This window comes from Croceicoccus sp. YJ47 (assembly GCF_016745095.1).
Lineage (GTDB): Bacteria > Pseudomonadota > Alphaproteobacteria > Sphingomonadales > Sphingomonadaceae > Croceicoccus.
In genome coordinates this window covers 231,466-257,550 of sequence record NZ_CP067087.1, presented here as the reverse complement: position 1 = coordinate 257,550, position 26,085 = coordinate 231,466, and the positions used below count along the sequence as shown (strand labels likewise).

Here is a 26,085-nt window from a genome sequence, read left to right as displayed (position 1 = left end):
GTCATTCCGCTTGCCATGGGGCGCAGGCTGCGCGAAAATTGTCCGGATGGAACCCATAGTTACCGAACGTCTGTTGCTGCGCCCGGCGCGGATGGAGGATTACCCCGCCCATCGCGCGATGGAACTCGCGCCGGATTTCGGACTCGGCCCGACGACCGAGCATGAAAGCTGGCACCGGTTTCAGCGGATGGCGGGCAACTGGGCCTTGCAGGGTTACGGCATGTTCATGGCATTCGACCGCCAGACGCAGGAGTTTCTCGGCAATGTCGGGCTGAGCGATTTCAGGCGCGGGATCGAGGGCATCGACGGCTATCCCGAAGCTGCGTGGGTGTTTACCGCGGCGGCGCACGGGCACGGTTTCGCAACCGAGGGAGCGATTGCGGCGCATGACTGGCTCGATGCGCATGTCTCGCCGCGCCGGACGGTCTGCATCATATCGCCCGACAATGCGCGCAGCCTGCGCGTCGCGGCAAAGCTCGGGTATCGTTCCTTTGGCGAGGGGTGCCATCTCGGCGATACGGTCGTTCTGCTCGAACGCGTTGCGATGGCGGGCTAGGGGAGCCAGCCTGCCGTCTGCGCGAGAAGCCAGATCCCGATGGCGAGGAACAGCGCGGCCGCGATGGTGCGCACGACCTTCAGCGATACCCGCCGGACCAGCGCATCGCCCAGCCAGATTGCCGGAAGATTGGCGATCATCATGCCGAGGGTCGTGCCCGCGGTCACCCATCCTGTCGCCGCGAATTGCGCACCCAGCGCGATGGTCGCGATCTGCGTCTTGTCGCCCATTTCGACGAGGAAAAACGCGATCAACGTCGTCACGAACGCCCCGCCGCGCGAACGTGGTTCGTCATCCTCGTCAAATGTGTCGGGGATGAGCGTCCAGAGGCCCATCGCCACGAAACCCGCCGCCACGCCATAGCGAAACCACTCGCTGTCGAGCCATGCCGCGGCCGTCGCACCGAGCAGCGCCGCGAGGAAATGATTGGCGATCGTGGCGAGGAATATCCCCGCTGCAATGGCGAAAGGTCGCCGGAACCGGGTGGCGAGCACGATCGCCAGCAGCATCGTCTTGTCACCGATCTCGGCGAGGGCGACCACCAGTGTCGATGTGAGGAAAGCGTCCATTCTATGCTCCGGGAGCGGGAAATCGGGAGGATGCGGCGTTTACGCGATTCAGGCCTAGCGGCAGAAGCCGCCGCCGCCCGGCTCGACGTGAAAATGATTGCGATGCGCCGCGTTATAGTCCGGGCCGAGCGTCGTGCCGAACCGTTTGCAAGCGCTTTGATGCACGGCGCGCAGAAATTCGCGTTCTGCGCGCGAACCGTTCCACCCGTCGAGCACCGTCACACGCCGCCCATCGGCGAGGACGAAGGCGGAAATGTCGATCGCCTGCGCGTTGGAGTGCGCAGAACGCCGCCCGGTCCCTGCGACATTGCGGCAGGAATAGCTTCCGAAAGTCTCGATCTTCGTCACCGGGCTGCCCATGATCTGCTCCGCCGCGCGATTGACGCCATAGCGGGCCCATCCGGCGAAACTGTCGGCAAGCGGGCAGTACACCCGGTCGAGATTCGACAGCGACATGCGCAAATCATCGCTCGGCAGGCTTTGCAGATAGACCGCATTGGTGCTGTCGCAGCCCTTGCCCGCGAACAGATCCTGCGCCGGGGTGAAGGCGACGCCGGCATCGCCCAGCAAGGCGCGGCATTGGCGCACGTTCGCATCGCCCTGTGCGCCGCTGGCCGTGCCGGTTCCGCGCGTATCGCGCGACGGCGCGGGCGCATCGCCGGCGCAGGCGGACAGCAAAAGCGCCATGGCGACGCTGATACACGGCAGGCGGCGGAACTTCATTGGCGGGACCCGGTTCGACATATGTGCTCCCTATAACAACCGCTCCGCGACGCCAATGCGCCATTCGCCGCATTGTCGGTGAACGATAATTTCACACAGGCGCACCCCACCGCTTGACTTGGCCGGCGCACGCTGTAGTGCCGCCGACGGGCCACGCGGTCCCAACGCCGCGCGAGCTCTCTGAAAGGAGAGAATACATGACCGATACCAAGCCGACGCTCCCGCAGCGTCCCTTTTTCTCATCCGGCCCCTGCGCAAAGCCGCCGGTATGGGATGCCTCCAAACTCGACAGCAGATCGCTCGGCCGTTCGCACCGCTCGAAGATCGGCAAGGCGCGTCTCGCGTATTGCATCGACCTGATGCGCGAGGTGCTGAACCTGCCCGACACGCATCGCATCGGCATCGTGCCGGGCTCCGATACGGGCGCCTACGAAATGGCGATGTGGACGATGCTGGGCGCGCGGCCCGTGACGACGCTGGCGTGGGAAAGCTTTGGCGAAGGCTGGGTCACCGATGCGGTCAAGCAGCTGAAAATCGACCCGACCGTGATGCGCGCCGACTATGGCGAGATTCCCGACCTGTCCGCGGTGGACTGGTCGCATGACGTGCTGTTCACCTGGAACGGGACGACCTCGGGCGTGCGCGTGCCGGGCGCCGACTGGATTCCCGACGATCGCGAAGGGCTGAGCTTTGCCGACGCGACCAGCGCCGTTTTCGCGCAGGACATCGACTGGACCAAGGTGGATGTCGCGACCTTCAGCTGGCAGAAGGCGATGGGCGGCGAGGGTGCGCATGGCGTGCTGATCCTCGGTCCGCGCGCGGTCGAACGGCTGGAAAGCTACACGCCCGAATGGCCGCTGCCCAAAGTGTTCCGCATGACCAAGGGCGGCAAGCTGATCGAGGGCATTTTCAAGGGCGAGACGATCAACACGCCCTCGATGCTCGCGGTCGAGGATGCGATCTTCTCGCTCGAATGGGCGAAATCCATCGGCGGCGCCGCCGAGATGAAGCGCCGCGCCAATGCCAATGCCGCCGCGCTCGACACCATCGTGCAGGACCGCGCATGGCTCGGTCATCTGGTCGTCGATCCGGCGATCCGGTCCAACACCTCGGTCTGTCTCACGGTCGAGGGCGCGGACGCGGCTTTCATCAAATCCTTCGCCAAATTGCTGGAGGATGAGGGCGCGGCCTATGACATCGCGGGGTATCGCGATGCACCGCCGGGCCTGCGCATCTGGTGCGGGGCGACGGTCGACACCGCCGATATCGAGGCGCTCGGCCCCTGGCTCGATTATGCCTGGAATGCGCTGAAGGCGTAATTCTCTTGCGGTGCGGCGACCACAAAGCCGCACCTTTTTTCCCTGATATTCTCGCCGGTTATTGCCGCGCCGACGCGCACCCGGCACAGACACGAGGACCATTCCCATGGCCAAGCCCAAAGTCCTGATTTCCGACAAGATGGATCCCAACGCCGCCCGCATTTTCGAGGAGCGCGGCTGTGACGTCGATGTCATCACCGGCCAGACGCCCGACGAATTGAAGGCGATCATCGGCCAGTATGACGGCCTCGCCATCCGTTCCTCCACGAAGGTCACGCCCGAAATCCTCGAGGCGGCGACCAATCTCAAGGTTATTACCGCGCCGGCATCGGTGTCGACAATGTCGATATTCCCGCCGCTTCGGCCAAGGGCGTCGTGGTGATGAACACCCCGTTCGGCAATTCGATCACGACCGCGGAACATGCCATCGCGATGATGATGGCGCTCGCCCGCCAGATTCCGGAGGCGAACGAATCCACGCAAGCCGGCAAGTGGGAAAAGAACCGCTTCATGGGCGTCGAGGTCACGGGCAAGACGCTGGGCCTGATCGGGGCGGGCAATATCGGCGCCATCGTCGCCAGCCGCGCACTCGGCCTCAAGATGAAGATCGTCGCCTATGATCCGTTCCTGACCGCCGAACGCGCGATCGACATGGGCGTGGAGAAGGTGGACCTCGACGAATTGCTCAAGCGTGCGGATTTCATCACGCTGCACACGCCGCTGACCGACGAGACGCGCAATATCCTCTCCGCCGAAGCTCTTGCCAAGACGAAGAAGGGCGTGCGCATCGTCAATTGCGCGCGCGGCGGGCTCATCGACGAAGCCGCGTTGAAGGCCGCGCTCGAATCGGGCCATGTCGCGGGCGCCGCGCTCGACGTGTTCGAGGAGGAACCGGCGAAGGAAAACCCGCTGTTCGGCACAGCCAATTTCATCTGCACCCCGCATCTGGGCGCCAGCACGACCGAGGCGCAGGTCAATGTCGCGCTTCAGGTCGCCGAGCAGCTCAGCGATTATCTCGTCAATGGCGGGGTGACCAACGCGCTCAACATGCCGTCGCTTTCGGCGGAGGAAGCGCCGCGGTTGCGCCCCTACATGGCGCTTGCCGAAAAGCTGGGCAGCCTCATCGGGCAGCTGGCGCACGACAATCTCACCAAGATCAGCATCGAGGTCGAGGGCGCCGCCGCGCAGCTCAACCAGAAGCCGATCACGGGCGCGGTGCTTGCCGGCTTCATGAAGCGGTTTTCGCAGAGCGTGAACATGGTCAACGCGCCGTTCCTGGCGAAGGAGCGCGGGCTTGAGGTGCGCGAAATTCGCAACGAACGCGAGGGCGTGTATCAGACGCTCGTGCGCGTGACGGTGGACACCTCGGCAGGCGACCGTTCGGTGGCCGGCACGCTCTTCGGCAAGGCGGAGCCGCGGCTCGTCGATATTTTCGGTGTCGGGATCGAGGCCGATCTCGACGGAAACATGATGTATATCGTCAATGACGATCAGCCCGGTTTCATCGGCCGCATCGGCACGCTGCTCGGCGAAAACGGCATCAATATCGGCACGTTCCACCTTGGCCGGCGTGCCGCGGGCGGCGAGGCTGTCCTGCTGCTTTCGGTCGACAATCCGGTGCCCGAAGATGTGCTGAACGCCGCGTGTCAGCTGACCGGCGTGCGCGTCGTGCGGGCGCTCACGTTCTGAACCCATGCGCGGATGGGCCGGGCGGGAGCGGCTTGCCTCTCCCCCCGGCGCCATCTAGGGGCGCGGGACGAAGGGAAATGACGATGACCGCCGCCACCGACATGCGACAGGGCGCCAGCCTGCCGGACGCCGATCTCCTGCCTGCCGATCTTCTGCCCGAAGGTCTGGCCGACCGGCTGCCCCCCCATGCCGCGAGCGCGGTGCAGATTACCCGCGCGGTCACCGACACCATGGTCGCGCACGGCTATGCCATGGTGCAGCCGCCACTGGTCGAGTTCGAGCGCAGCCTCGCCTCCCGCATGGCGGGGACGGGGACGCGGCGCATGGTGCGCTATACCGACCCGGTTTCGCTGCGCACGCTGGCGCTGCGTTCGGACATGACGGTGCAGGTCGGGCGCATCGCCTCGACCGGGCTGCGCGGGGCGGCGCGTCCGCTGCGCCTGTGCTATGCGGGTCAGGTGCTTGCCATTCGTGGCGACGGGCTCGAACCCGAACGCGAACGGCTTCAGATTGGCGCCGAAATCGTGGGCACCGACACGGTCGCCGCGGCTTGCGAGAGCGTGAGCCTCGCCATTGCCGCGCTGCGGGCCGCGGGCGCGCAGGACATATCGGTCGATTTCACCCTGCCGGATCTGGTCGAAACCCTGTAGGCCGGTTCCCTGCCGCTTGCGCCGGAACAGGTGGCGGCGGTGCGGCGCGAACTCGATGCGAAGGATGCAGGCGGGCTGGCATCGCTCGGTGCGCATGATTATCTGCCGCTGCTCTATGCGACGGGCGCGTTCGACACCGCGATCGAGAAGCTGGCCGCGATCGATGCGGGCGGCGCGCTGGCGACGCGGATTGCGGGGCTGCGCCGGATTGCCGACCATGTCGGTGGGCGGGCCGCGCTCACGCTCGACCCGTCGGAACGGCACGGTTTCGAATATCAAAGCTGGTTCGGGTTCACAATCTATGCCGACGGGCTGCGTGGCGCGCTGGGCCGGGGCGGCACCTATCGCATCGGCGGGGAGGGCGGCCATGACGAGGCCGCGACGGGTTTCTCGCTCTACCCCGATCCGCTGATACAGCTATGCGCGCGGACGCAGAGCGCCGACCGCCTCTTCCTGCCCGAAGGCTATGATCCCGGCATCGCGGACCGCCTGCGCGCCATTGGCTGGCAGACGGTCGCGCAATTGTCGGATGCGGACGACCCCGCCGCGCTGGGCTGTACCCATGTGCTGCGCGGGCGGGAACCGGTCCGGCTCTGATCGATCAGCCGCAGAAGGTCTTGGGGTCCGGACCCTTGCGACCGTCGGCACTGTCGAGCGCGTCGATCCGCGCCATGTGATCGCGGTTCAGGAACACCTGCATCGCGCCGCGATTGGCCGCCATGTGTTCGCGCGACGACGCCTTGGGAATGGGCGAACAGCCGCTCTGCATGTGCCAGCGCAGGACGACGGCGCCCGGATCGGCGTCGAGTTCCTTGGCGATGTCCTGAATGACGGGGTGGCTCATCGCCTCGCCGGAGCCGAGCGGATACCAGCTTTGCGTGATGATATTGTGCTCCTTGTGAAAGGCGCGCAATTCCTTCTGCTGAAACGTGGGGTGCAGCTCGACCTGGTTGACCGCGGGAACGACGCCGCTTTCGTCGATCAGCGTCTGCAGATGATCGGCATTGAAATTGGACACGCCGATCGACTTGACGCGGCCATCATCGCGCAGTTCGGTCATGGCTTTCCACGTCTCGACGAACTTGCCCTTGTCCGGGCAGGGCCAGTGCATGAGCAGCAGGTCGACCTCGTCCCGGCCGAGCCGTGCGAGCGACTGGTGAAAGGCGGCCTTCGTCTCGTCGTAACCCTGATCGTCGTTCCAGATCTTGGTGGTGAGGAACAATCCGTGCTTGCCCGAGAGCGCCTTGCCGACGCCTTGCTCGTTGCCGTAGATGGATGCGGTGTCGATCAGGCGGAAGCCTTCCTCGAGCGCCATGGCGACCACGTCGGTCGCATCGTCATTCTCGATCTTGTACGTGCCGAAGCCGAGTTGCGGCATTTCGCGGCCATCGTTGAGGTGGAGCGTGGGAAAAGCAGTAGGGGCGTTCATAGATCTCCTTAATTGCGCGCGAACGGGTGATGCTCCGTTCCGGCAAGAATTATCGGGTGGTACCCATGAAAGCTGGGCAATCCGCGCCGGATTTCAACCACCCATCACCTGCGCGAGCCATTCGTCGACGATTCGCGTGGCGGGATAATCGCTCCGCCCGAGCCTGTTGTTGATCTCGTTATGGGCTTTCATCCCGCGCCCTTCGAAGGCAGCGACCTCGGCCGGCGTCCCCGCCTTTTTCAGCGCGTCTGCGAAGATCCGCGCCTGCGCGGCGGAATCGCGCTCGACATGGAGCATGAGCATGGCGCCGGCGTTCGGGCTGTCGACATGGGCGGTCGGGGACATCGCGCCCTGCATCGCCGCATTGCCGGAAAAGGCGAGTTCGTACGCAAAGCCGAGCAGCGGCCCGGCGGCCCTGATCTGCTGCCCGACATCGAGCGCGGCGGCATCGATCAGCACCGCACCCGCAATGTCGGTGGGCGCCATCCCGCCGGCGCGCAGATATTGCGGATCCGTCGCCACCAGCGCGGCAAGATGCCCGCCCGCGCTGTGCCCCATGAGCACGACGCGGCTGGGATCGATATGCAGGGTGTCGGCGCGATCGCGCAACATGGCGACTGCGTCGGCGACGTCCTGCGCCTGATCCCGGATGTCGACGTCGGGGAGCAGGCGATAGTTGATCGTCGCGAAATTATAGCCCGCCTGCGTGTAGTGACGGATCTTCGCCGTGCCGGTCGAATCGGCCTTGTCTCCCGACACCCATGCCCCGCCATGCACGAACACGATGAGCGGGCGCGGCGCCGTGCCCGACCCCGCGCCGGGAAAGAAATCGAGCGTCTGTAACGCGTCGCTGCCATAGCGGATCGCGGAAGGGGCCGGCATGGCCGTGGCCGCACGGGCGTCCGCCTCCGCCGCCGGTCCGCCCGCCTGCGCTGCGTCCTGTGCCAGCGCGGGAGGCATGGGCGCAGCCGTCAGGGCGGCGGCGCAGGCCAGCGCGGCGAAGGGGCGAAATACACTCAAATCCATAAAAATCCCGTCTCAATGCGTATCGACCGGGCAAATGGCCGCTGTGCGCCCTTGCCCCGGTGGCGAAGGCACCCTAATGCCGCGCGGGCTTTACCAAAGCTGAAAGCAAGGGCGAAAAATCTTGGCAAACGTAACGGTGATCGGCGCTCAGTGGGGCGATGAGGGCAAGGGCAAGATCGTGGACTGGCTCGCCAGCCGGGCCGACGCCGTGGTGCGGTTCCAGGGCGGGCACAATGCCGGCCACACGCTCGTCGTGGGGGACGTGACCTATAAATTGTCGCTGCTGCCGTCGGGCATCGTGACGGGCACGCTGTCGATCATCGGCAATGGCGTGGTGCTCGACCCCTGGGCGCTCAAGGCCGAGATCGAGAAGCTCACCGCGCAGGGCGTGACGATCGACGCGGAAAATTTCGCCATCGCCGACAATTGCGCGCTGATCCTGCCGCTGCACCGCGATCTCGACGGCCTGCGCGAAAACGCGGCGGGCACCGGCAAGATCGGCACGACCGGGCGCGGCATCGGCCCGGCGTACGAGGACAAGGTAGGCCGCCGCGCGATCCGCGTGTGCGACCTTGCGCATCTCGACGCGCTCGGCCCGCAGCTCGACCGGCTGTGTGCGCATCACGACGCGCTGCGCCACGGTTTCGGGCAGGATCCTGTCGACCGGGAAAGCCTGCTTGCCGAATTGCGCGAGATTGCCGATTACGTGCTCCAATTCGCGCAGCCGGTGTGGAAGCGGCTCAAAAAAGTGCGCAAGGCCGGCGCCCGCATCCTGTTCGAAGGGGCGCAGGGCGTGCTGCTCGACGTCGATCACGGCACCTATCCGTTCGTCACCAGCTCCAACACGGTGAGCGGTACCGCGGCCGCGGGGTCGGGGCTCGGTCCCAACAGCACCGGCTTCGTGCTGGGCATCGTGAAGGCCTATACCACGCGCGTCGGTTCCGGCCCGTTCCCGACCGAACTGTCCGACGAGATCGGTCAGCGTCTGGGCGAACGCGGCCATGAATTCGGGACGGTGACCGGGCGGCAGCGGCGCTGCGGCTGGTTCGATGCGGTTCTGGTGCGCCAGTCGTGCAGCATTTCGGGCGTGACCGGCATTGCGCTGACCAAGCTCGACGTGCTCGACGGGTTCGATGTCGTCCGCATCTGCACGGGCTATCGCCTCGATGGGCGGATCCTCGATTACCTGCCCGCCCATGCCGCCGATCAGGCCCGCGTGGAGCCGATCTACGAAGAGATGGAAGGCTGGAAGGGGACGACCGCCGGCGCGCGCAGCTGGGCCGACCTCCCGGCACAGGCGATCAAATATATTCAGCGCGTGCAGGAATTGATCGAGACGCCGGTGGCGCTCGTCTCCACCAGCCCGGAACGCGAGGATACGATCCTGGTGCGCGACCCGTTCGTGGATTGAGCGCGCAACGGCGGCCCGGACGATGACGTCGCGCGAGACGACAGGATATCTGCCGCAGGGCGAGGCGGGGCTGCACCGAAGCTGGCGGGAAAAGGCACTCGTCGCGGGGTGGGCGGTGGTCCAATGGCCATGGCTGTTGCGCAGCCTTTCGGGCGGGCGGCGCAGTGACAAGGCCGCGCTGCTCGACCGGCTCGACCTGCCGCATGATGCGCTGCCCAATCTGGGAAGCTGGAAGGCGGATACGTTCTTCCTTACACGGATTGCGGATGCGATCGCGGCGGATCGCCCTGCCTGCGTGGTGGAACTGGGCGCGGGGGCGTCCTCGCTCATCGCGGCGCGGGCGTTGCAATTGCATGGCGGCGGCACGCTGACCAGCTTCGACCAGAACGCCGCATTCGTCACCGCGACCGCGCGATGGCTGGCAGAAAACGGGCTGAACGCCGATATACGGCATGCCCCGCTCACGTCGCAGGACGGCGAATGGGCGTCGTGCTGGTACGATCTCGACCATGTGCCCGACACCATCGACCTGCTCATCATCGACGGTCCGCCCTGGACCCTGAACCCGTTCGTGCGCGGCACGGCGGAGCGCTTGTTCGACCGGTTGGGCAAGGGCGGGCGGGTGTTGCTCGACGATGCGGCGCGGCCGGGCGAGCGGGTCGTGGCGCGGCGGTGGCGCAAGCGATGGCCGGACATCGAATTCGTCCTGCATCGCGGCGGCACGAAGGGGATGCTCGAAGGGCGGCGCAAGGTTTAACGCGAAAATCGCTTGACCGGGAAGCTTCGTATTTTCAGTATCTTCGCCTGTCGGGGCATCCTCCCGGCGCCAAGGGGTCGCGACAATGGGGCAGAACGCAGCGCCTTTCCAATATGCATTCGGTGAAAACCGCGACACTGCGTCGGCATCGCCACCGGGGTCGAGCGCGTCGATATTCGCGGACCGGTCGCAGGTGCGGGGTCTGCTTTCCGACCTGGCGGACGATGCCGGCATGCGCGTGCGGCATTGCACCGACATCGCCCCCTTGCGGGACGAGGCATTGCCGGCGCTTGGCGACATCCTGATCATCGATGCGCCGATCGTCGACGATACGCTGGCCGCCGTGCTGGGGCGACTGGGCGAACGGGCGGCACGCGGGGGCGAGGCGCTCATACTCTCGACCAGTGCGGATGCGATCGACACCGTTTATGGCATGGCCGAATGGGGCGATGCGCAGATCCTGATCAATCCGTCCGCTGCGGAGCGGGCCATGGCGCTCGCCGTGGCGGCGGCGCGCGCGCCGGGGCAGAGCGTGGGCGACATCGCATCGGAGGATCGCGCCGCGCTGATGCGGCTCACCGAACAGGTCAGCATGCTGGCCCGCCGGATCGAGGCGCGCGGAGACGAGGGTTTCGCGTCCGAAAACCTGGCGAAGGAGCCGGACACGGGCTTCATATCGCTGACCCCCCGGCACGAACGGGCGACCGCCGCGCGGGACAATGGCAGCTTGCCGCCAGCGGCGTTGATCCGCGAAATAATCCGGCAGCGCCAATTGCGCGCGAAGTTTTTCGATGCCGAGCTGTTCGCGGACCCTGCCTGGGACATCCTGCTCGACCTGACCGCGGCGCAGGCGGAGCGCACGCAAGTTTCGGTCAGCAGCCTTTGCATTGCCGCGAACGTGCCGCCGACGACCGCGCTGCGCTGGATCAGCCAGATGACCGAGGCCGGGCTGCTCAAGCGCGTGCAGGACAGGGCCGACCGCCGCCGCGCCTTTATCGCGCTGAGCGACAAATCCGTCGCTGCGATGAGCGGGTATTTCGCGGCCTTGCGGGGCAGTTCGGCGGTCGTCTGATCGGGGCGCGGGTATAATCGCCATGCCTCTTGCGTCGCCGAATGGGAGCGGCTAGGGCACGGCTCGCTCATGCAAGAGCGCGCGGAGCGGTGGCCGAGTGGTCGAAGGCGCACGCCTGGAAAGTGTGTATACGGTAACCCCGTATCGTGGGTTCGAATCCCACCCGCTCCGCCATTTAGTCCAGGCCCTATCCCTCACAGCAGAGAAACCGCCAAATAGCCCGCAGACTGCGGGCTTATTCGCGTCGGCCCCGTACCGGCGGAGAGTGGAGATGGGCACACGGGGTAGTGCTCAGGAAAAGCGGAGAACGAGAGCGCCTCCAGCGTCCTGCCGCGCGGCGGATGATAGCTAGGTTACACCCCCAGGAGCGCGTCCTTGCGAGCCTGCTGAATCGGGCTCGATGGGAGAGGTTGCGCATGTTGACAGCTGACAACCGCTTGCCAGCGTTAGTTGACAAGGATGTTGTCAGGGCCCCGAGGCAAAAATGCGGCTAACCCGTTGTATTACCGATATAATCCGATAAGGCTGACAACTTATAACCCGGACGCAATTACTGTTCTCGCCGCTAAAAAAAAGAGGTTGTCAACATGCGCGCAACCTGGACGCGTTTTTGGGCGCGGTGAACCGTGGGCAAAAGAAGCGGTGATCGATGCGATGGAAGGGGGCGAAGCGAGCGCCGTAGGTCAGCGCGGCGAAGCGCCGCTGCAGCAGGCAAGGCAGCCGGCATTGCAAGCCGAAGCAGCAAGCCAGATGCCTGCCGGCAGACACATGCGGCGCTTTGGTGTATCAGTCCAGCAGTTAAAAATGGCCATCTTTCATGGTCGCTTCTTCGCAAAGGATCGTGATGACTTCCAACCCGCGCCTGCTGTTCCCGCGCGAGCAATCCGCGCTGGCGCACCCGGCTATCGACCTCGTGCTGCTGACGGTCAGCGATGGCGGTTTGCAGGTGGTGGTGAAGGAACGCGAGCGCCCGCCCTTCGAAGGACGATGGGCGCTGCCAGGCCGGTTGGTCGAAGAGCCGGCCGCGTTCGAGCTGGCAAAGCGTGGGCGAAGAGCTGCGCATGCGGCTTCGCGCAGGCTCGAACGTATTGGTCCATTGCAAGGGCGGCCTGGGCCGGGCCGGAGTAATCGCCTGCCGCCTGCTGATCGAGCTTGGCATGAAGCCATCGGAGGCCATCGTCGCGGTTCGTAACGTCAGGCCCGGCGCCATCGAGACGGCGGCACAGCTTGACTACGTGATGCAATTGAAGGCGATTGCCGAACCTGTGCCATCGCGTTCGCGCGCGGCCATTGCGGACCGGGCGCTGGGCGCCATGCTGGGGCTGGCGGTGGGCGATGCGCTGGGCACGACGCTGGAGTTCTCGCCGCGCGATAGCCGTCCGCGTTTGAGGGGCATCGAAGGGGGCGGGCCTTTCCAGCTTAAACCCGGTCAATGGACCGATGATACCGCCATGGCGCTCGCCTTGATGGACAGCGTGCTGCACCATCCCGACCTTGACGAGACGGACCTGATGCAGCGCTTTGTCAGCTGGCATGAGAACGGCACCTATTCGTGTACCGGCACCTGCTTCGATATTGGCATCACCACGCGGCAGGCGCTGGCGCGCTTCAAGCGCAGCGGGGATCCCGTGGCAGGCTCGACCGATCCCCAAAGCGCGGGCAATGGCAGCCTGATGCGGCTTGCGCCGGTGGCCTTGCGGCATTGGCAGAACCGGCAGCGCCTGCACGATGTCGCTGCACGCCAGAGCCGGACCACGCATGCTGCACCCGAAGCGGTCGATGCTTGCGTCGCCTTTGCCGATCTGCTGGCCGATGCCATTACCGGCGCGCCTGCCAGCACGGTCCTGCAGCGGCGCACGGGCACGGCTTATCAAGGCCGCATCGGCGAGATCATGGCCGGGTCCTGGCGCGACAAGTCGCGCGATGCGATCTGTTCGACAGGCTATGTCGCGCATTCGCTCGAGGCGGCGCTGTGGTGCGTGGCGCGCACCTCCAATTTCTTCGATGCGATATTGACGGCCGCCGAGCTTGGCGAGGATGCCGATACCACCGCTGCCATCACCGGTCAGCTTGCCGGCGCGCTTTACGGCGCTTCAGGCATTGGCCCGCACCAGATCGAGAAGATTGCCTGGAACGAACGGATAAGCGGGGCGGCCGAGGCGCTTGTTGCTGCTGGGATGCAGGCAGAGTGAAGGGGCAACCGGGCTTCGTGTGAGCGGGACGCTCGCCTCGCGGTGTTAGCGTAGGGGCACCGCGCTGGGTTCGTTTGTCCAGATCGTGCTTTTTCTTTGCAATTCTGCGCGGCGCAATCGCTCGACGCAAGGTGTGAGCGGACGCCTCACGGTCCGGCAAAGCCTGCGGTCGTGCAGGTCGCATCGTCGCGAATACCGCTTGCGAGCGGATGACCAGACGACGTGGCGCGTCGATAGCCGGGCCAATGATTATCGCGATGACTGCCCATAAGGGGCTGCCATGCGCCATGTCGTGACAGCACGATTCGAAAGACCAGAAACATCTACGAGGGTTTTTCGATGACCAATATGTTGCCCATGGATCCTGTGAGCGAAGCCTTCGAACGCGATTGCTTCACCGGTCTGTGGACCGATCTGTATGATGAGCTTGTCGAGGACTATGAGCCCAAAGGGCTGATCCAGCGCCTGTACCTGCGCGATATTGCCAAGCTCACGGGCCGGATCGAACAATTGCGCCTCATTCAGTCAGGCCTGCACAGCTATCATCTCTATGCCCTGAGCTGCCATGCGAAGAACGGACGCACCGCCTCGGACGATGCTGCGATAGAAGGCAGTTCCTGGTGCACCGATGTCGAGGAACGCGGTGTCGTTCACAACATTGTCGCAAGCCTTGAGAATATCAGCCTGTGCAATCTCAATGCGTTTGGTCCTGCCTTCGAGCGGCTTGTCGGCATGGCCTATACCCAGAGGCATGCGCTGTTCATCGAACTCGACCGGCTGATCGTCGAACTCGTGCAAGCGCGCAACGCTGTCATCAATGGGCTCGATGCGCGCTGCGCGCAGCTGGACCGGGTCGCCGATCTGGAAGGGATGCTGCAAGCACATCTGCGTGAGCATGGTTGCGGCTCGCACAGCGACGACGAAGGCTATGACTGTGCCGGCAGCGAGCGCGCGCACCGGGGAGGAGCCAGAGGCGACTAAACCGGCGGTATCCAGTTTGCGCAGCGAAGCGGCCCGGGCTGCCAGCCGCCGCAATGGCGCAAAAAGCAAAGGACCCACATCACCACAAGGCAAGGCGAAGGCGGCCAGGAACGCGTTCAAGCATGGCTTCCGATCGAAACGCACCTTGCCCGAGCCGCTTCCGCCCTGGCTTGCCGAGATCGAGCAGGAGCTGGCCATGCTGGCCGGCGAAGTCGGCATTGGACGCCATCCGCAGATGGAACGTGTTTTGCTGAACTTCCTGCTGATCAATGAGATCGACACGCTGATCGATGGCACCATCGATCATCTGCTGTCGCTTGCGCCCTGCGATGTGGCGGCACAGCTCCAGCCTCGAAAGCTGGCAACGCTTGAATATTACCGCCACGGCTTTCGCAGGCGCCGCGATACCGGCATCCGCCTGCTTATGGCCACCGGCTATCGTCAGAGACAGACCGCCTTTCGCAATCTTGAGCGTGAGCAAAAGCGCAGGGGGAAACGTGTCGGGCGGAAGGTGAAATGAAAGCGGGGTGCGGCGGCGGCTTTGCGCCCCAATATCGGTCTTAGCCCTCCCACCCACGGCTCCCGAAAGCTGACATAGCCATCAGATCACAGAGAAACCCTTCTCCGGGGGAATTCCGGGCGGAGATTGGGTAAGAAGCGGATGGTGCGCGAAGATCCTGCGAGAGAACTCGTCAAATTCTTCGAGGGTTTTACAGGCCCGCTTCAAGCTCACCAAGCCCCACTTGAAATTAATCAAAGGCAATATCGGCGTAACGCATTTTACTGATATCAATCGTATCGAGATCTGCGACATTACCGCCGCGCGCTACTACTGGTACATTCAAATTGTCGCGCAGATATTGCGCAACTGTATTCGCGCGCGAGACGGACAATTCAGCGTTAGCAGCGGTGGTACCGCGCGGATCTGTATAGCCCGTGACGGCAAGGGGACGGGCATCTTCGCGCAATTCCTCGATAAGGGCGTCAAGATACCGCATTGAGGCGAAAGTCAGTTCATCGCTGCCAGTGGTGAAATAAACCCGGAAGGGCATTTTCATAGCTGGTGTTGTCTGGATGTCTTGGAGCGCTTGTTCGAGGTTGTCTAACCGTTCAATTAGATTAGCGATTACCTGCGAGGTTTCAATTCGCAGCCGCTGTGTTTCAGCGCCTTGCGTTTCGACCTGTCCCAAACGCTTTTCGAATTCGCTGTCGATCTGCTCGGCGCGGTCTGCATCGCTCATGTTTTTGAAGTTGTTGAGCGTCGAGCGAATTTCATTCTTGTCGATGCCCGGTGGAAACCCGCCTGTCGCTTCAAGCTCTTCAATGCGGCGCAGCAATTCATCGACGGAAATGTCAGAAGGTGTGCCCGATATCTTTGAATCACCGGAAACTGAATCAAGGATACTCTGCGGGACAGATGCGGAGTCGGCCAAACTGCTGAGGAGATATGAGGCGTATTGCTCATCGGTGAGTGCACCGTTGGCCCATGCCTTGCACATCGTATCCGCCTTGGCGACACGATCTGCCGCCTCAGCCGATAAGATGGCTCCGCGCAGGCTAATTGTCTCACCGCCGCCCGCCACCAGCAAATCGACGTTCCTAGTGCGCGAATAGTTCTTCGCCAGCAGAGCTTCAGCCGAAGCGCAGCGCGAAACAACATCGGCCCGGACCTTAGGCGATTCGGGAGGCTTGGGAGTTGAGCACCCAGCCAGCAAGAGCATGGCAAACGATGCCATAATGACGCCGCGCGAAAAATACATAGAGCCCCCAAACGTGTCAGCCGCCCCCGGCCGGGAATTGTTTATTACTCTGTCTGAGTGGTCGCCGGTACACTCGGTGAAGGCGCGTCCGTTGCAGGAGGGATGTCTGATCCAATCGCCTGAATTTTTGAGCTGAGATTGATCTCGGACTGTTGAACGGCCGCGGCGCAGGCGCTTAATGAGCTGGAAGAGACCGCCGTCGCGCCCGCCGGATTGCCCGACAGCGTATTGGCCAGCACTGCCAAGGATACAACCGGCGCAATGTTGGCGTCGAGATAATTGGTGAGGATCGACCTCAGATCCGCAAGGCTGCGTTGGAGCGAAGACGATCCGTCAGACAGTGCCGCTTTGATAATGGTCTGACAGCCCTGAAGCTCTGCGACGCCCGCGAAGTTGAGGCCAAGCCATCGCTGCCGCTCCGTAATGTTGATAAACAGCTTGTTTGTATCCAGTCCGTTGAGCGCCGCATCCACGATAGCTCGATCGATGGTTGGATCTGTCGGCTTGCGTGTCGTCTGTTCCTGATAGTAATCCTTCGCCGCAAGTCGTGTGCGGAAATCCTCGTCGGGCAGACCAGCCAGCGTGCTAATCTCGAGGTTCAGATTGGCTACGGCCGCACCCAACAAACGTAATTGCTCTTGCTCGCTCTCGCCTCCCCGTGCACGGATTTCTGCTGAGATCCGGCACGCATAAGCATCGAGCACAGCGCCCATCGCCTGCTGCCGCAGTCCAGCGAACGCAGAACGCGTCACGCGCTGTCCGCCAAAGACCGTGAGATCGGGTAGGTCCACCAGTTTGTCGAGCACATTGCCGCCAAGACGACCGGTCAGCTCAACCTCAGATAAGGCCTCGCCAGCCGAATAGGGAATCGCACCGCAATTCTGGCGATATGCATCGGCGCCAGCCTCCTGTGCCATAACTGGTGTGCTAATGGCATACGTGACGATTGCGGCGAAGAAAACACTTCGAATCATACAAAGCCCCCCATAAGTTTTCGCGTTGAGCCTACTAGAAGGCAGAAGGTCGAACAAGATAGTTAGTGCAATTAGACAGTCGCTCGAATACAGCTCAATTCTGCACGTGTATTTCGCGCGCGACTTCTTGGAGCCAAGCCTCGTGGCGCGGGACTTTTTAGTATTGCTCTATTCATTCTGCATCAGCGGCTCGATGCAGGCGAATTTTTTGAGGTCGTCAGCTGAATAGCTGCTTCTCTCAGTACGCTCGACGAAAGCGGATTGTCATCGATCGGCCCAGTTGCTGAACGAATAAAACTGAAAGCGGAATAAAGCTTTCGCCGCCGTCCGCGGCATTGGCATTTATGTGTCACCCATCGTGATCGCACGCGTCAATCCGAGTGCATTGCGAAACGCTTCGTCATGACTGATGCAGATTATCGTGCCATCATAGTGGGTGAGCGCATTCTCTAGAAGTTCGATCGCCTCGATATCGAGGTGATTTGTCGGCTCGTCTAAGATCAGCATTTGTGGAGGTTCTGGCCGCGAGAAAAGGCAGGCGAGTGCAAGTCGCACTTGTTCGCCACCAGAAATGCCGGTCACGGTCCTGTCTGCCCACTGTCCACGAAAGCCATATGCGGCAAGCGATGTGTGGGCCGACTGTTGATCAAGCGCGGGATTGTATCGCTTCATCGTGTCGAGGAGAGTTTCGGATTTATCGAGCATCGCCAGATGCTGGTCGAGTACGGCCATGCTCTTTTGATCGGAGGCTATCTTGTCGGATGCCGGCGTGTCGAGCCCGAGCAGCAGTCTGACCAGGCTGGTCTTGCCGGAGCCGTTCGGCCCGGTGATCGCGATGCGCTTTGGTCCGCGAACGACGAGATCCATGGAACCGAAAAGCACACACCCATTCCGTTCGCAGACAAGGTCATGCACATCCACCAAGGTCTGGCGGGACGACAGGCCAGATCGGGGAAGTACGATGCGTATCGGCACGATCCGCTCGACTTCCGCCTGGGCCGAGCGTGGCATTGCATCGGCCTGATCGACGATCTCCTGCCCAACTACGCCATATCGCGCGGCGGTCTTTTCCGCCCGCTGCTGTTGTTGGAAAAGATATGGTTTCGGATCGGCCCCCTTGGCCGCGAGGGCGCGCCCGCGCTTGTCCCGTCTCGCCTGCTTTTCCATTTCGCGTTGCTTAGATCGCTTTGCCGCATCGAGGCCCTCGCGAGCCTGTTCAAGCGCTTCGATCGAGCGTGCGCGGTTTGCGTCCCGTTCGACCTTGAATGAAGACCGGTTCCCGCCGACGATGGTAACGCCTGCGGGCGAAAGTTCGACAATTCTTTCGACTCGTTCAAGCAGCCAGCGGTCGTGGCTGGCGACAAGCAGCGGACCGTTCCAACCCTCGATCAGATTGGCCACGCCTTCGCGTCCGTAGGAGTCGAGATTGTTCGTCGGCTCGTCGAGCAGCAAGATATCGGGTGCGGGCAAGAGTAGCGCCGCAAGCTTCACGCGCATCCGCTCTCCACCGCTCAGGCTGGAAATTGCGCGTGACGTTTCCATTGATGCCAGTCCGAACCGGGCCAACAGGTTCTCCAGCCTAGAACCGAGAATCCAGTCCGCAAGATCAAGGTCGTCGCCAACAGGCGAACCTGCCTCGATGCGCGCAATGCGTGCCAGATGGTCCGCGACCCCAAGCATGTGGCCAACCGTGGAACTTGCGTCGATCCGTCCTGGCGCAGCAGGCCGACCTTGCCATCCGTCACGATCGTTCCGCCCAACGGAAGATGCGCATGGCCTGCAATAGCTTTCAAAAGGGTGGTCTTACCCGATCCGTTACGACCGAAGAGACCGACGGCTTCATGTTCAATGGACAGGGAAAGATCGGAGAAAAGTGGAGTACCGTCGGGTGTCGCAAGCTCTAACTTCTGATTGGCAGTAGCTTGCAGCCTGACAACTCACAGCAGCTTTCCGTGATTTTCTTCTATAAGCTGACTGGCAGAATTCGGCGCAAAGTCTACCTGAGCCGCGGAAAGCCTTCGCTACAGCAATGGAACCCAACTTTATTGTGCTGATTGCAGCCCTCGAGCCGACATTGGTTGAGATGAACAATCTTGCGTATCCAAAACTGATCTAGGCGAGTGAGGCTTGACGTCAATCTGGTTGGGTCCTACATCGTCTAAGTCAGATCTAGATGTAAGGGCTGAAAAATGGCAAAGCTTGTTCAACACCTCGACGCGGTAGTCGCCGCAATTATTCACCTTAACGAAGCTGTTGTTGAGAATGCCTTATTGGCCGATAGGCTCGCACAAGCTCATGCATTTTATGTGTACGAACGGGAGCCCGAAAAGCCGATCTTTGGTTTCTCGAAATTCGTCGGCTATGAAAATCTCACACCTGCGAAATATCTGGCAAAATACAAAAAACTCGATGGACGAAACACAGAGATTGTTTTGTCAAAGTGGTTTGAAGAAGTCACAGAAGGCTCTCCAACATACGAAGATCTGTATGAAAAACTGAGCGCGTGGTTGGCTCAATTTGGCAAGCGCCCTCGCGGTGGCGAAAAGCAAAAGGTCCGCATAATGGTTATCCGACCAGAATTTCGAGACGCAAATTCTACGAAAGACGAAGATCGGAGGCTGCTTGATTTGCTAATCGCTGTGGCTGACAAATTGCCCGCAACGCAGCGTCATGAACTGCGGGCTGCATTGTAATACATCAGGTGTTACGTTTAACATCCGCAACGGCACTGTCAGAAGGATGGTACCTCTGGCAAAAACCTTGATGCAGGGTAGGGGAAGCGGATGTCCCGAGCCAAGAAACCAGCCAACCCGTTCCGATACTTCCATTCTTCGCCGGAAGTCATCCGACTGGTCGTGATGATGTATGTCCGCTTTCCGCTTTTGCTCCGGAACGTCGAGGATCTTCTGTCGGAACGTGGCATCGACATTTGCCATGAAACGGTGCGGTTGTGGTGGAACAGGTTTGGTCCAATGTTCGCAGCGGACATTCGCCGCCAACGCGTAAATCGGATGCGCGGTTTTCGAAAATGGCAGTGGCATCTCGATGAGATGTACGTCCGCATAAATGGCGAGATGATGTATCTATGGCGTGCCGTTGATCACGAAGGCGAAGTCCTGGAAAGCTACGTCACAAAAGCGAGGGACAAGGCCGCCGCCCTGCGTTTCATGAAGAGGGCGCTGAAACGCCACGGTTCGCCGGAGATCATAACAACCGACGGACTGCGTTCCTACAAAGCAGCCATGACCGACCTTGGTAATTCGGCTAATCAGGAGACAGGCCGCTACGCGAACAACAGGGCTGAAAACTCACATCTGCCATTCCGACGAAGAGAACGAGCGATGCTGCGCTTCCGGCAAATGAAGTCGCTGCAGAAGTTCGCCTCGGTTCATGCCTCCTTCCACAACTACTTCAATTCCGAACGCCACCTCGTTGATTGTCAAACTTACAAAGCCCGCCGCTCAGTTGCATTGGCTGAGTGGCAAAACCTGATGGCCTGAAGAATAGCCGGGGAAGGGCGCACTCTGCAAAACGGAGAACGGTTTGCATCCGACTGACAGCTCCCAAGCGAGCGGTCACTGCCTGCACCTTGGCCTGATACTGACGTTCCGAACCCATTTGCCCTTTCAACCAAATTTGAGGAAATCAAAGGATGTTCGGACTAAGCGACTATCCCGACGCAATCATTCGCGGCGTGGCGCTTGGCCTCATTACGCTGGTTTGGGTTATTCTTCTCGTGCGTGTGATCGGTTTGCGAACATTTTCGAAAATGACCGCCTTCGATTTCGTTATCACGCTGGCAACCGGTTCGCTGCTCGCTTCGGCGGCAACCGTTACCGATTGGATAGCGCTGGTCCAGGCTTTGAGTGCCATCCTCGCCTTACTGATAGCGCAGGTGATATTGGCGCGGCTACGTCGCGGATCGCGGACCTTCCAGCTTATGATTGAGAACGATCCAATCATGCTGATGCATGATGGTAAGATACTGGAAGGCGCGCTTGCTAAAACGCGCGTGAGCGAAAGCGATGTACTATATGAGATCCGCTTGCAGGGTATTCGCGACCTATCCCATGTTCGTTCGATGGTTTTGGAAAGCACCGGCGATATCTCGATCATATCGGGGGAGACCGGACCGACCGAAGAAGTCCTGAGAGAGGTCGATTGCTGCTACGGTCCAGAGAAACACCATACCACTCGACAAAAGTGAGCTTGCGCTTCGGTAGCCTGGTTCGACGGTTGCCGCGGGCACCGTCAGAAGGATTGTACCTCTGGCAAAAACCTTGGTGCAGGGTAGAGGAAGCGGATGCCCCGAGCCAAGAAACCAGCCAACCCGTTCCGGTATTTCCATTCTTCGCCGGAGGTAATCCGACTGGTCGTGATGATGTATGTGCGTTTCCCGTTTTCGCTTCGGAACGTGAAAGATCTTCTGTCGGAGCGCGGCATCGACATCTGTCATGAGACGGTCCGACTTTGGTGGAATCGTTTCGGCTTAATGTTCGCGGTCGACATTCGCCGCCAGCGGGTAAATCGGATGCGCGGCTTTAGCCGTTGGCAATGGCACCTCGATGAGATGTACGTCCGCATAAACGGCGAGATGGTGTACCTATGGCGTGCCGTCGATCACGAAGGTGAGGTGCTCGAAAGTTACGTCACAAAAACGAGAGACAAAGGCGCCGCCCTGCGTTTCGTGAAGAAAGCGCTGAAGCGTCACGGGTCGGCCGGATGTCTTAACGACCGACGGACTGCGATCGTACAAAGCTGCGATGTCCGACCTTGGCTGCGAGCATAAGCAAAAAACAGGCCGCTACGCGAACAACAGGGCTGAAAACGCACATCTGCCATTCCGACGAAAGGAACGAGCGATGCTGCGCTTCCGGCAAATGAAGTCGCTACAGAAGTTCGCCTCGGTTCATGCTTCCTTCCACAACCACTTCAATTCCGAACGCCACCTCGTTGATCGTCAAACTTACAAAGCCCGCCTCAGCTGCATTGGCTGAGTGGCAGAACCTCATAGCCTGACGAGTGTCGGCGGAAGGGCGCACTTTGCAAAGCGGGGAGCCGTTTGCATTCGACCGACAGATCCCTGATCAGTCATCAGCGCGGTGCCATTCGGATGGCACCGTCCAGGCGGACGTCCTCGCCGTTGAAATAGCTGTTTTCTATCATCACGAGTGCAAGCGCTGCGTATTCATGCGGTTTACCCAGCCGTTTAGGATAGGGGACGGATGCACTAAGCGATGCAAGCGTCTTTTCAGGTAGACCCATCAGCAGGGGAGTCTCGAAAAGACCGGGCAGGATAGTGTTCACACGAATGTTCTCGGACATGAGGTCACGCGCCACGGGGAGCGTCAGGCTCACCACACCGCCTTTCGAGGCAGAATAGGCAGCCTGCCCGATCTGACCGTCCTCGGCCGCTACGGAAGCTGTGTTGACGATGGCACCGCGATCTCCGTCAGGCAGCGGGCTGAGGTCGAGCATGCCGGCCGCACTCTTCGCAATGCAGCGGAAGGTGCCGATCAAATTGACCTGCACGACCTTCTCGAATGCATCGAGAGGGAAATGTCGGATGCTGCCGTCTTCCCTGTCGCGGCTTGCGGTCTTTATGCCGTTGCCGATGCCCGCACAATTGACGAGTACGCGTTCCTGGCCGTGCGCGTCGCGCGCCCTTTTGAAACCTTCGTCTACGCTGGCCTCGTCGGTAACGTCGACATCGCAGAAAACTCCCCCGATTTCGTCCGCCACGCGCTGTCCACCGTCGCCATCCCGATCGAAAATGGCGACGCGAACACCCTTCTTGCCAAGGGCGCGGGCCGTGGCGGCACCGAGGCCGGATGCGCCACCGGTCACGACGGCTGCGATGGAAGAGTTTAGTATCATGGAAAATCCCAATTCATGTTTGTCGGATTATCGGAAGGTCAGGCCGCTGCGAGAGCTTCGCTCACGGCAAAGGGCGCTTCGGTTTGCTGCTCGATCTCCTCGATGGTCACGCCCGGTGCCAGTTCGAGCAGGGTCAGGCCGCTGCCGCCCTCACGATCGCAATCGAAGACGCCGAGATTGGTGATGATGCGGTCGATGGCGCGCACGCCTGTAAGAGGAAGCGTGCATTCCTTCAGGATCTTGGGGCTACCGTCCTTGCTGGTGTGATCCATCACCACGACCACGCGCGGCACGCCGGCAACGAGGTCCATCGCACCGCCCATGCCCTTCACCACCTTGCCCGGAATGGTCCAGTTGGCAATATCGCCATTCATGGCCACTTGCATTGAGCCGAGAATGGTCAGATCGATATGACCACCGCGCACCAGGGCGAAACTGTCAGCCGAGGAGCAATAGCTCGTACCCGGCAGCTCGGTTACGGTCTGCTTGCCCGCATTGATGATGTCGGGATCTGCCTCTCCCTCGAAAGGGAAAGGGCCGATGCCGAGCATTCCATTCTCGGAGTGCAGGCTCACGGTGATGTCGTCCGGAATGTAGTTCGCGACGAGCGTGGGTATGCCGATGCCAAGGTTCACATAGTCCCCATCGGCGATTTCGCGCGCAGCTCTCCGGGCCATCTGTTCCCTTGTCCAGGCCATGCCCATCTCCTTTCATCCACCAAAGACATAGGCACTTCACGGGGATGCGAGCAAGCACTTTCTTCGCAATAGAGAATGCCATTCTCAAAAGTTGACGATTGCTCGCGGGTCCGGTTAGTGCGGGTTCCTGCAAGGAGAGAGTATGATCGAGATTTCCCGGCGGGCGCGCGATATTGGCGGCGAGGTGGAGCGCTTCGTGCGCGATGTCATCGTTCCATTCGAAACTGACGGGCGCCGCGACCACCACGGGGCGCCGACCGAGGAACTGGTGCGCGAAATGCGCGATCTGGCGAATGATGCCGGGCTGATGACGCCCCATATTCTGGAGGACGGCAGCCACCTGACCCAGGTCGAAACCGCGCATGTGCTCATCCGGTCCGGGCTCTCCCCGCTTGGCCCGCTGGCGCTCAACACCAATGCGCCGGACGAAGGCAATATGTATTTGCTCGGCCATGTCGGCAGCGACCATCTGAAGAAAAAGTTTCTGGGTCGGCTGGTGTCGGGCGAGGAGCGCAGCGCCTTCTTCATGACAGAGCCCGCCGAATGGGGCGGGGCGGGGTCGGATCCTTCGATGATGAAGACCACCTGCCGCAAGGATGGCAATCATTGGGTCGTGAACGGGCGCAAGGTGTTCATCACGGGTGCCGATGGCGCCGGCGTCGGTATCGTGATGGCAAAGGCCGAGAGCGTAGAGGAGGGGGGCGGTGCTTGCATGTTCATCGTCGACCTGCCGGATCCCGCAATTCGTATCGAGCGCGTTCCCAACACGATCGACAATTCGATGCCGGGTGGACACGCCAGCGTGGCGATCGAGAACCTTCGCGTTCCGGCTGACCAAATGCTTGGCGAGGCCGGCGAGGGTTTTCGCTATGCGCAAGTCAGGCTCAGTCCTGCGCGCCTTTCGCACTGTATGCGCTGGTTGGGTGCGGCGATGCGTTGCCAGGAAATCGCCATCGATTATGTCTGCCGGCGCGAAGCGTTCGGCAAACTGCTGATCGATCACGAAGGGGTCGGTTTCATGTTGGCGCAGAACCAGATCGACCTGAAACAGGCGGAATTGATGGTCTTCTGGTGTGCATCGATACTTGACTCCGGCGATCTGGGCACGACCGAGAGTTCCATGACCAAAGTCGCAGTGTCGGAAGCCCTGATGCGTGTTGCGGACAATTGCGTGCAGGTTCTGGGCGGGACGGGGGTGACCGACAAAACGGTGGTCGAACAGGTGTTTCGCGAATTGCGCGCGTTCCGGATCTATGATGGCCCGACGGAAGTCCACAAGTGGTCGCTCGCGAAAAAGATCAAGAAGGCGCAGCAGAGGAAAGCTGCGCCGTGAGCACCTTGGGCCAGGAGAATACCGGCACGACAGCAGTGCGCGAGGGATACGAAATCGATCGCGACGCTCTCAATGCATGGATGGGCGAGAATATTCTCGATTACTCGGGACCGCTCAGGATCGCGCAATTCAAGGGCGGCCAATCCAATCCGACCTATCGGCTCGCATCGCCCTCCGGTCGTTACGTCCTGCGCCGCAAACCGCCCGGCGAAATCCTGAAAGGGGCTCACGCGGTCGAGCGGGAGGCCCGCGTCATGGCGGCGCTGGGCGAAACCGAATTTCCCGTGCCGCGAATTCTGGGCCTGTGCAACGAGGATACCGTCCTTGGAACGCCATTTTTCGTGATGGAGATGGTCGAGGGCCGGATATTCTGGGACGCAAGCTTTCCCGACGTCGGGCGTGACCAACGGCCTGCCTATTTCGGCGCAATGAATGATACGCTCGCGCGGCTCCACTCGGTAGATTTCGAGGCCGTCGGCCTTGGCGATTACGGGAGGCCGGGAAACTATTTCGCGCGTCAGATCGGACGCTGGTCAAAGCAATATCTCGCCGACGAGGAGGCCGGGCGCGATCCCGAGATGGATGCGCTGGTCGAATGGTTGCCGCGGAATATCCCGCCGGGCGACGAGACCACGATCGTTCATGGCGATTGCCGGTGCGACAACATGATCTTTCACCCCACCGAGCCGCGCGTGCTGGCCGTGCTCGACTGGGAGCTTTCCACGCTTGGCCATCCGCTCTCCGACTTTTCCTATAATGCCATGATGTACCGCATGCCGCCCCATATCGTGCCCGGATTGCGCGACGCTGATTTGAATGCGCTGAATATCCCGACCGAGCGCGAATATATCGACGATTACTGCCGCCGCACGAGGCGCGATGGCATCGCCAATTGGGATTTCTACATCGCGTTCAACTTTTTTCGCCTGGCGGCAATTTTCCACGGGATCAAGGGACGGGTCATTCGCGGAAATGCCTCCAGTGCCCAAGCGGCTGAGAGGGCAGCGGATTTCCCTCAGCTGGCGAGACTTGCCGGCGATGCGATGCGCGCCTGCTCCTGAAACAGACA

24 protein-coding genes, 1 tRNA gene and 3 pseudogenes are annotated in these 26,085 nt (G+C 61.6%); 18 read left to right on the top strand and 10 right to left on the bottom strand.

The annotated features are described in order from the left end of the window. The first annotated feature begins 46 nt into the window (after positions 1-46). Positions 47-556, top strand: a complete 510-nt coding sequence (locus JD971_RS01105; protein ID WP_202085369.1) for a GNAT family N-acetyltransferase — start codon at positions 47-49, stop codon at positions 554-556. Here JD971_RS01105 and JD971_RS01100 read toward each other — a convergent pair. Together JD971_RS01100 and JD971_RS01095 are read right to left on the bottom strand one after the other, a co-directional pair. After that, positions 553-1,125, bottom strand: a complete 573-nt coding sequence (locus JD971_RS01100) for a TMEM165/GDT1 family protein (protein ID WP_202085367.1) — start codon at positions 1,123-1,125, stop codon at positions 553-555. The two genes, JD971_RS01105 and JD971_RS01100, sit on opposite strands and share 4 nt — an antisense overlap. Before the next feature lie 54 nt (positions 1,126-1,179). Next, positions 1,180-1,869, bottom strand: a complete 690-nt coding sequence (locus JD971_RS01095) for an extensin family protein (protein ID WP_236672203.1) — start codon at positions 1,867-1,869, stop codon at positions 1,180-1,182. Between the two features lie 176 nt (positions 1,870-2,045). Here JD971_RS01095 and JD971_RS01090 point away from each other — a divergent pair, with 176 nt between their 5' ends. The 3 genes and pseudogenes from JD971_RS01090 to JD971_RS01080 all read left to right on the top strand — a co-directional run bounded on the left by JD971_RS01090 (position 2,046) and on the right by JD971_RS01080 (position 6,103). Next, entirely contained in the window at positions 2,046-3,167 is a 1,122-nt protein-coding gene (locus JD971_RS01090; RefSeq protein WP_202085365.1) for a phosphoserine transaminase, read from the top strand. 106 nt (positions 3,168-3,273) lie between these two features. Further along, positions 3,274-4,856, top strand: a pseudogene (gene serA / locus JD971_RS01085) (phosphoglycerate dehydrogenase). A 101-nt stretch (positions 4,857-4,957) separates the two neighbouring features. After that, positions 4,958-6,103 (top strand): annotated as a pseudogene (locus JD971_RS01080) (ATP phosphoribosyltransferase regulatory subunit). A gap of 4 nt (positions 6,104-6,107) precedes the next feature. Here JD971_RS01080 and JD971_RS01075 read toward each other — a convergent pair. After that, positions 6,108-6,935: an aldo/keto reductase gene (locus JD971_RS01075; protein ID WP_202085363.1), complete on the bottom strand. Its 828-nt coding sequence runs from the start codon at positions 6,933-6,935 to the stop codon at positions 6,108-6,110. A gap of 93 nt (positions 6,936-7,028) precedes the next feature. Continuing rightward, positions 7,029-7,961: an alpha/beta hydrolase gene (locus JD971_RS01070; RefSeq protein WP_236672202.1), complete on the bottom strand. Its 933-nt coding sequence runs from the start codon at positions 7,959-7,961 to the stop codon at positions 7,029-7,031. Positions 7,962-8,082: 121 nt separating this feature from the next. Between JD971_RS01070 and JD971_RS01065 the strand changes: the two genes are divergently transcribed. The 7 genes from JD971_RS01065 (at position 8,083) to JD971_RS01035 (ending at position 14,894) form a co-directional block, all read left to right on the top strand. After that, a complete protein-coding gene (locus tag JD971_RS01065; RefSeq protein ID WP_202085361.1) occupies positions 8,083-9,372 on the top strand; it encodes an adenylosuccinate synthase in 1,290 nt (429 codons plus the stop codon). Positions 9,373-9,394: 22 nt separating this feature from the next. Then, on the top strand, positions 9,395-10,129 hold the full coding sequence (locus JD971_RS01060) for a class I SAM-dependent methyltransferase (RefSeq protein ID WP_202085359.1): 735 nt from the start codon (positions 9,395-9,397) through the stop codon (positions 10,127-10,129). A gap of 85 nt (positions 10,130-10,214) precedes the next feature. Continuing rightward, positions 10,215-11,201 carry a winged helix DNA-binding protein gene (locus JD971_RS01055; protein ID WP_202085357.1) on the top strand — a complete coding sequence of 329 codons (987 nt, stop codon included), beginning with the start codon at positions 10,215-10,217 and terminating at the stop codon, positions 11,199-11,201. Between the two features lie 83 nt (positions 11,202-11,284). After that, a tRNA-Ser gene (locus JD971_RS01050) sits at positions 11,285-11,375 on the top strand. Between the two features lie 887 nt (positions 11,376-12,262). Next, complete coding sequence (locus JD971_RS01045; protein WP_236672201.1) at positions 12,263-13,393, top strand: ADP-ribosylglycohydrolase family protein; 1,131 nt, start codon at positions 12,263-12,265, stop codon at positions 13,391-13,393. 339 nt (positions 13,394-13,732) lie between these two features. Further along, entirely contained in the window at positions 13,733-14,374 is a 642-nt protein-coding gene (locus JD971_RS01040) for a hypothetical protein (protein WP_202085355.1), read from the top strand. Then, a complete protein-coding gene (locus JD971_RS01035; RefSeq protein ID WP_202085353.1) occupies positions 14,322-14,894 on the top strand; it encodes a hypothetical protein in 573 nt (190 codons plus the stop codon). The genes JD971_RS01040 and JD971_RS01035 overlap by 53 nt, the downstream gene beginning before the upstream one ends. Before the next feature lie 229 nt (positions 14,895-15,123). Here the strand turns inward: JD971_RS01035 and JD971_RS01030 are convergent, their stop codons facing one another. From JD971_RS01030 to JD971_RS16970, 4 genes and pseudogenes are all read right to left on the bottom strand, one after another. Beyond that, a complete protein-coding gene (locus tag JD971_RS01030; protein WP_202085351.1) occupies positions 15,124-16,134 on the bottom strand; it encodes an OmpA family protein in 1,011 nt (336 codons plus the stop codon). Between the two features lie 44 nt (positions 16,135-16,178). After that, a complete protein-coding gene (locus JD971_RS01025; protein WP_202085349.1) occupies positions 16,179-17,165 on the bottom strand; it encodes a hypothetical protein in 987 nt (328 codons plus the stop codon). Between the two features lie 285 nt (positions 17,166-17,450). Next, complete coding sequence (locus tag JD971_RS16765) at positions 17,451-18,788, bottom strand: ATP-binding cassette domain-containing protein (RefSeq protein WP_202085347.1); 1,338 nt, start codon at positions 18,786-18,788, stop codon at positions 17,451-17,453. 62 nt (positions 18,789-18,850) lie between these two features. Continuing rightward, positions 18,851-18,964: pseudogene (locus tag JD971_RS16970) on the bottom strand (ATP-binding cassette domain-containing protein); the annotation flags it as partial. A 333-nt stretch (positions 18,965-19,297) separates the two neighbouring features. Between JD971_RS16970 and JD971_RS01015 the strand changes: the two are divergent. The 5 genes from JD971_RS01015 to JD971_RS16755 all read left to right on the top strand — a co-directional run bounded on the left by JD971_RS01015 (position 19,298) and on the right by JD971_RS16755 (position 22,105). Next, on the top strand, positions 19,298-19,801 hold the full coding sequence (locus JD971_RS01015) for a hypothetical protein (RefSeq protein ID WP_202085345.1): 504 nt from the start codon (positions 19,298-19,300) through the stop codon (positions 19,799-19,801). 90 nt (positions 19,802-19,891) lie between these two features. After that, the gene (locus tag JD971_RS01010; RefSeq protein WP_202085344.1) at positions 19,892-20,608 is read left to right on the top strand and encodes an IS6 family transposase; all 717 of its coding nucleotides are present in this window, start codon (positions 19,892-19,894) and stop codon (positions 20,606-20,608) included. A gap of 152 nt (positions 20,609-20,760) precedes the next feature. Next, positions 20,761-21,315, top strand: a complete 555-nt coding sequence (locus tag JD971_RS01005) for a DUF421 domain-containing protein (protein WP_202085343.1) — start codon at positions 20,761-20,763, stop codon at positions 21,313-21,315. Between the two features lie 96 nt (positions 21,316-21,411). Beyond that, positions 21,412-21,897, top strand: a complete 486-nt coding sequence (locus tag JD971_RS16760; RefSeq protein WP_256435274.1) for an IS6 family transposase — start codon at positions 21,412-21,414, stop codon at positions 21,895-21,897. Then, positions 21,872-22,105 (top strand): transposase, encoded by a 234-nt coding sequence (locus tag JD971_RS16755; protein WP_256435273.1) that lies wholly within the window; start codon positions 21,872-21,874, stop codon positions 22,103-22,105. Before JD971_RS16760 ends, JD971_RS16755 begins: the two co-directional genes overlap by 26 nt. Before the next feature lie 97 nt (positions 22,106-22,202). On the opposite strand, the gene JD971_RS00995 is transcribed toward JD971_RS16755, so the two are convergent. Both JD971_RS00995 and JD971_RS00990 read right to left on the bottom strand, forming a co-directional pair. Then, positions 22,203-22,985, bottom strand: coding sequence for an SDR family NAD(P)-dependent oxidoreductase (locus JD971_RS00995; RefSeq protein ID WP_202085342.1), 783 nt, complete (start codon positions 22,983-22,985; stop codon positions 22,203-22,205). Between the two features lie 38 nt (positions 22,986-23,023). Next, positions 23,024-23,683 carry a CoA transferase subunit B gene (locus JD971_RS00990; protein WP_202087206.1) on the bottom strand — a complete coding sequence of 220 codons (660 nt, stop codon included), beginning with the start codon at positions 23,681-23,683 and terminating at the stop codon, positions 23,024-23,026. Between the two features lie 142 nt (positions 23,684-23,825). Between JD971_RS00990 and JD971_RS00985 the strand changes: the two genes are divergently transcribed. After that, the gene (locus tag JD971_RS00985) at positions 23,826-25,016 is read left to right on the top strand and encodes an acyl-CoA dehydrogenase family protein (protein WP_202085340.1); all 1,191 of its coding nucleotides are present in this window, start codon (positions 23,826-23,828) and stop codon (positions 25,014-25,016) included. After that, positions 25,013-26,077, top strand: coding sequence for a phosphotransferase (locus JD971_RS00980; RefSeq protein WP_202085338.1), 1,065 nt, complete (start codon positions 25,013-25,015; stop codon positions 26,075-26,077). Before JD971_RS00985 ends, JD971_RS00980 begins: the two co-directional genes overlap by 4 nt. The last annotated feature ends 8 nt before the right edge of the window (positions 26,078-26,085 follow it).

Excerpts from the sequence above, each read along its gene's own strand:
- JD971_RS01060 (WP_202085359.1), top strand. The coding sequence starts at position 9,395 with ATGACGTCGCGCGAGACGACAGGATATCTGCCGCAGGGCGAGGCGGGG.
- JD971_RS16760 (WP_256435274.1), top strand. The coding sequence starts at position 21,412 with ATGCCCCGAGCCAAGAAACCAGCCAACCCGTTCCGGTATTTCCATTCT.
- JD971_RS16755 (WP_256435273.1), top strand. The coding sequence starts at position 21,872 with ATGTCCGACCTTGGCTGCGAGCATAAGCAAAAAACAGGCCGCTACGCG.
- JD971_RS01100 (WP_202085367.1), bottom strand. The coding sequence starts at position 1,125 with ATGGACGCTTTCCTCACATCGACACTGGTGGTCGCCCTCGCCGAGATC.
- JD971_RS01055 (WP_202085357.1), top strand. The coding sequence starts at position 10,215 with ATGGGGCAGAACGCAGCGCCTTTCCAATATGCATTCGGTGAAAACCGC.
- JD971_RS01040 (WP_202085355.1), top strand. The coding sequence starts at position 13,733 with ATGACCAATATGTTGCCCATGGATCCTGTGAGCGAAGCCTTCGAACGC.
- JD971_RS01105 (WP_202085369.1), top strand. The coding sequence starts at position 47 with ATGGAACCCATAGTTACCGAACGTCTGTTGCTGCGCCCGGCGCGGATG.
- JD971_RS01075 (WP_202085363.1), bottom strand. The coding sequence starts at position 6,935 with ATGAACGCCCCTACTGCTTTTCCCACGCTCCACCTCAACGATGGCCGC.
- JD971_RS01030 (WP_202085351.1), bottom strand. The coding sequence starts at position 16,134 with ATGTATTTTTCGCGCGGCGTCATTATGGCATCGTTTGCCATGCTCTTG.
- JD971_RS01070 (WP_236672202.1), bottom strand. The coding sequence starts at position 7,961 with ATGGATTTGAGTGTATTTCGCCCCTTCGCCGCGCTGGCCTGCGCCGCC.
- JD971_RS01045 (WP_236672201.1), top strand. The coding sequence starts at position 12,263 with ATGCGGCTTCGCGCAGGCTCGAACGTATTGGTCCATTGCAAGGGCGGC.
- JD971_RS00990 (WP_202087206.1), bottom strand. The coding sequence starts at position 23,683 with ATGGCCTGGACAAGGGAACAGATGGCCCGGAGAGCTGCGCGCGAAATC.
- JD971_RS16765 (WP_202085347.1), bottom strand. The coding sequence starts at position 18,788 with ATGCTTGGGGTCGCGGACCATCTGGCACGCATTGCGCGCATCGAGGCA.
- JD971_RS01095 (WP_236672203.1), bottom strand. The coding sequence starts at position 1,869 with ATGTCGAACCGGGTCCCGCCAATGAAGTTCCGCCGCCTGCCGTGTATC.
- JD971_RS01010 (WP_202085344.1), top strand. The coding sequence starts at position 19,892 with ATGTCCCGAGCCAAGAAACCAGCCAACCCGTTCCGATACTTCCATTCT.
- JD971_RS01035 (WP_202085353.1), top strand. The coding sequence starts at position 14,322 with ATGACTGTGCCGGCAGCGAGCGCGCGCACCGGGGAGGAGCCAGAGGCG.
- JD971_RS01005 (WP_202085343.1), top strand. The coding sequence starts at position 20,761 with ATGTTCGGACTAAGCGACTATCCCGACGCAATCATTCGCGGCGTGGCG.
- JD971_RS00995 (WP_202085342.1), bottom strand. The coding sequence starts at position 22,985 with ATGATACTAAACTCTTCCATCGCAGCCGTCGTGACCGGTGGCGCATCC.
- JD971_RS01090 (WP_202085365.1), top strand. The coding sequence starts at position 2,046 with ATGACCGATACCAAGCCGACGCTCCCGCAGCGTCCCTTTTTCTCATCC.
- JD971_RS00985 (WP_202085340.1), top strand. The coding sequence starts at position 23,826 with ATGATCGAGATTTCCCGGCGGGCGCGCGATATTGGCGGCGAGGTGGAG.
- JD971_RS01015 (WP_202085345.1), top strand. The coding sequence starts at position 19,298 with ATGGCAAAGCTTGTTCAACACCTCGACGCGGTAGTCGCCGCAATTATT.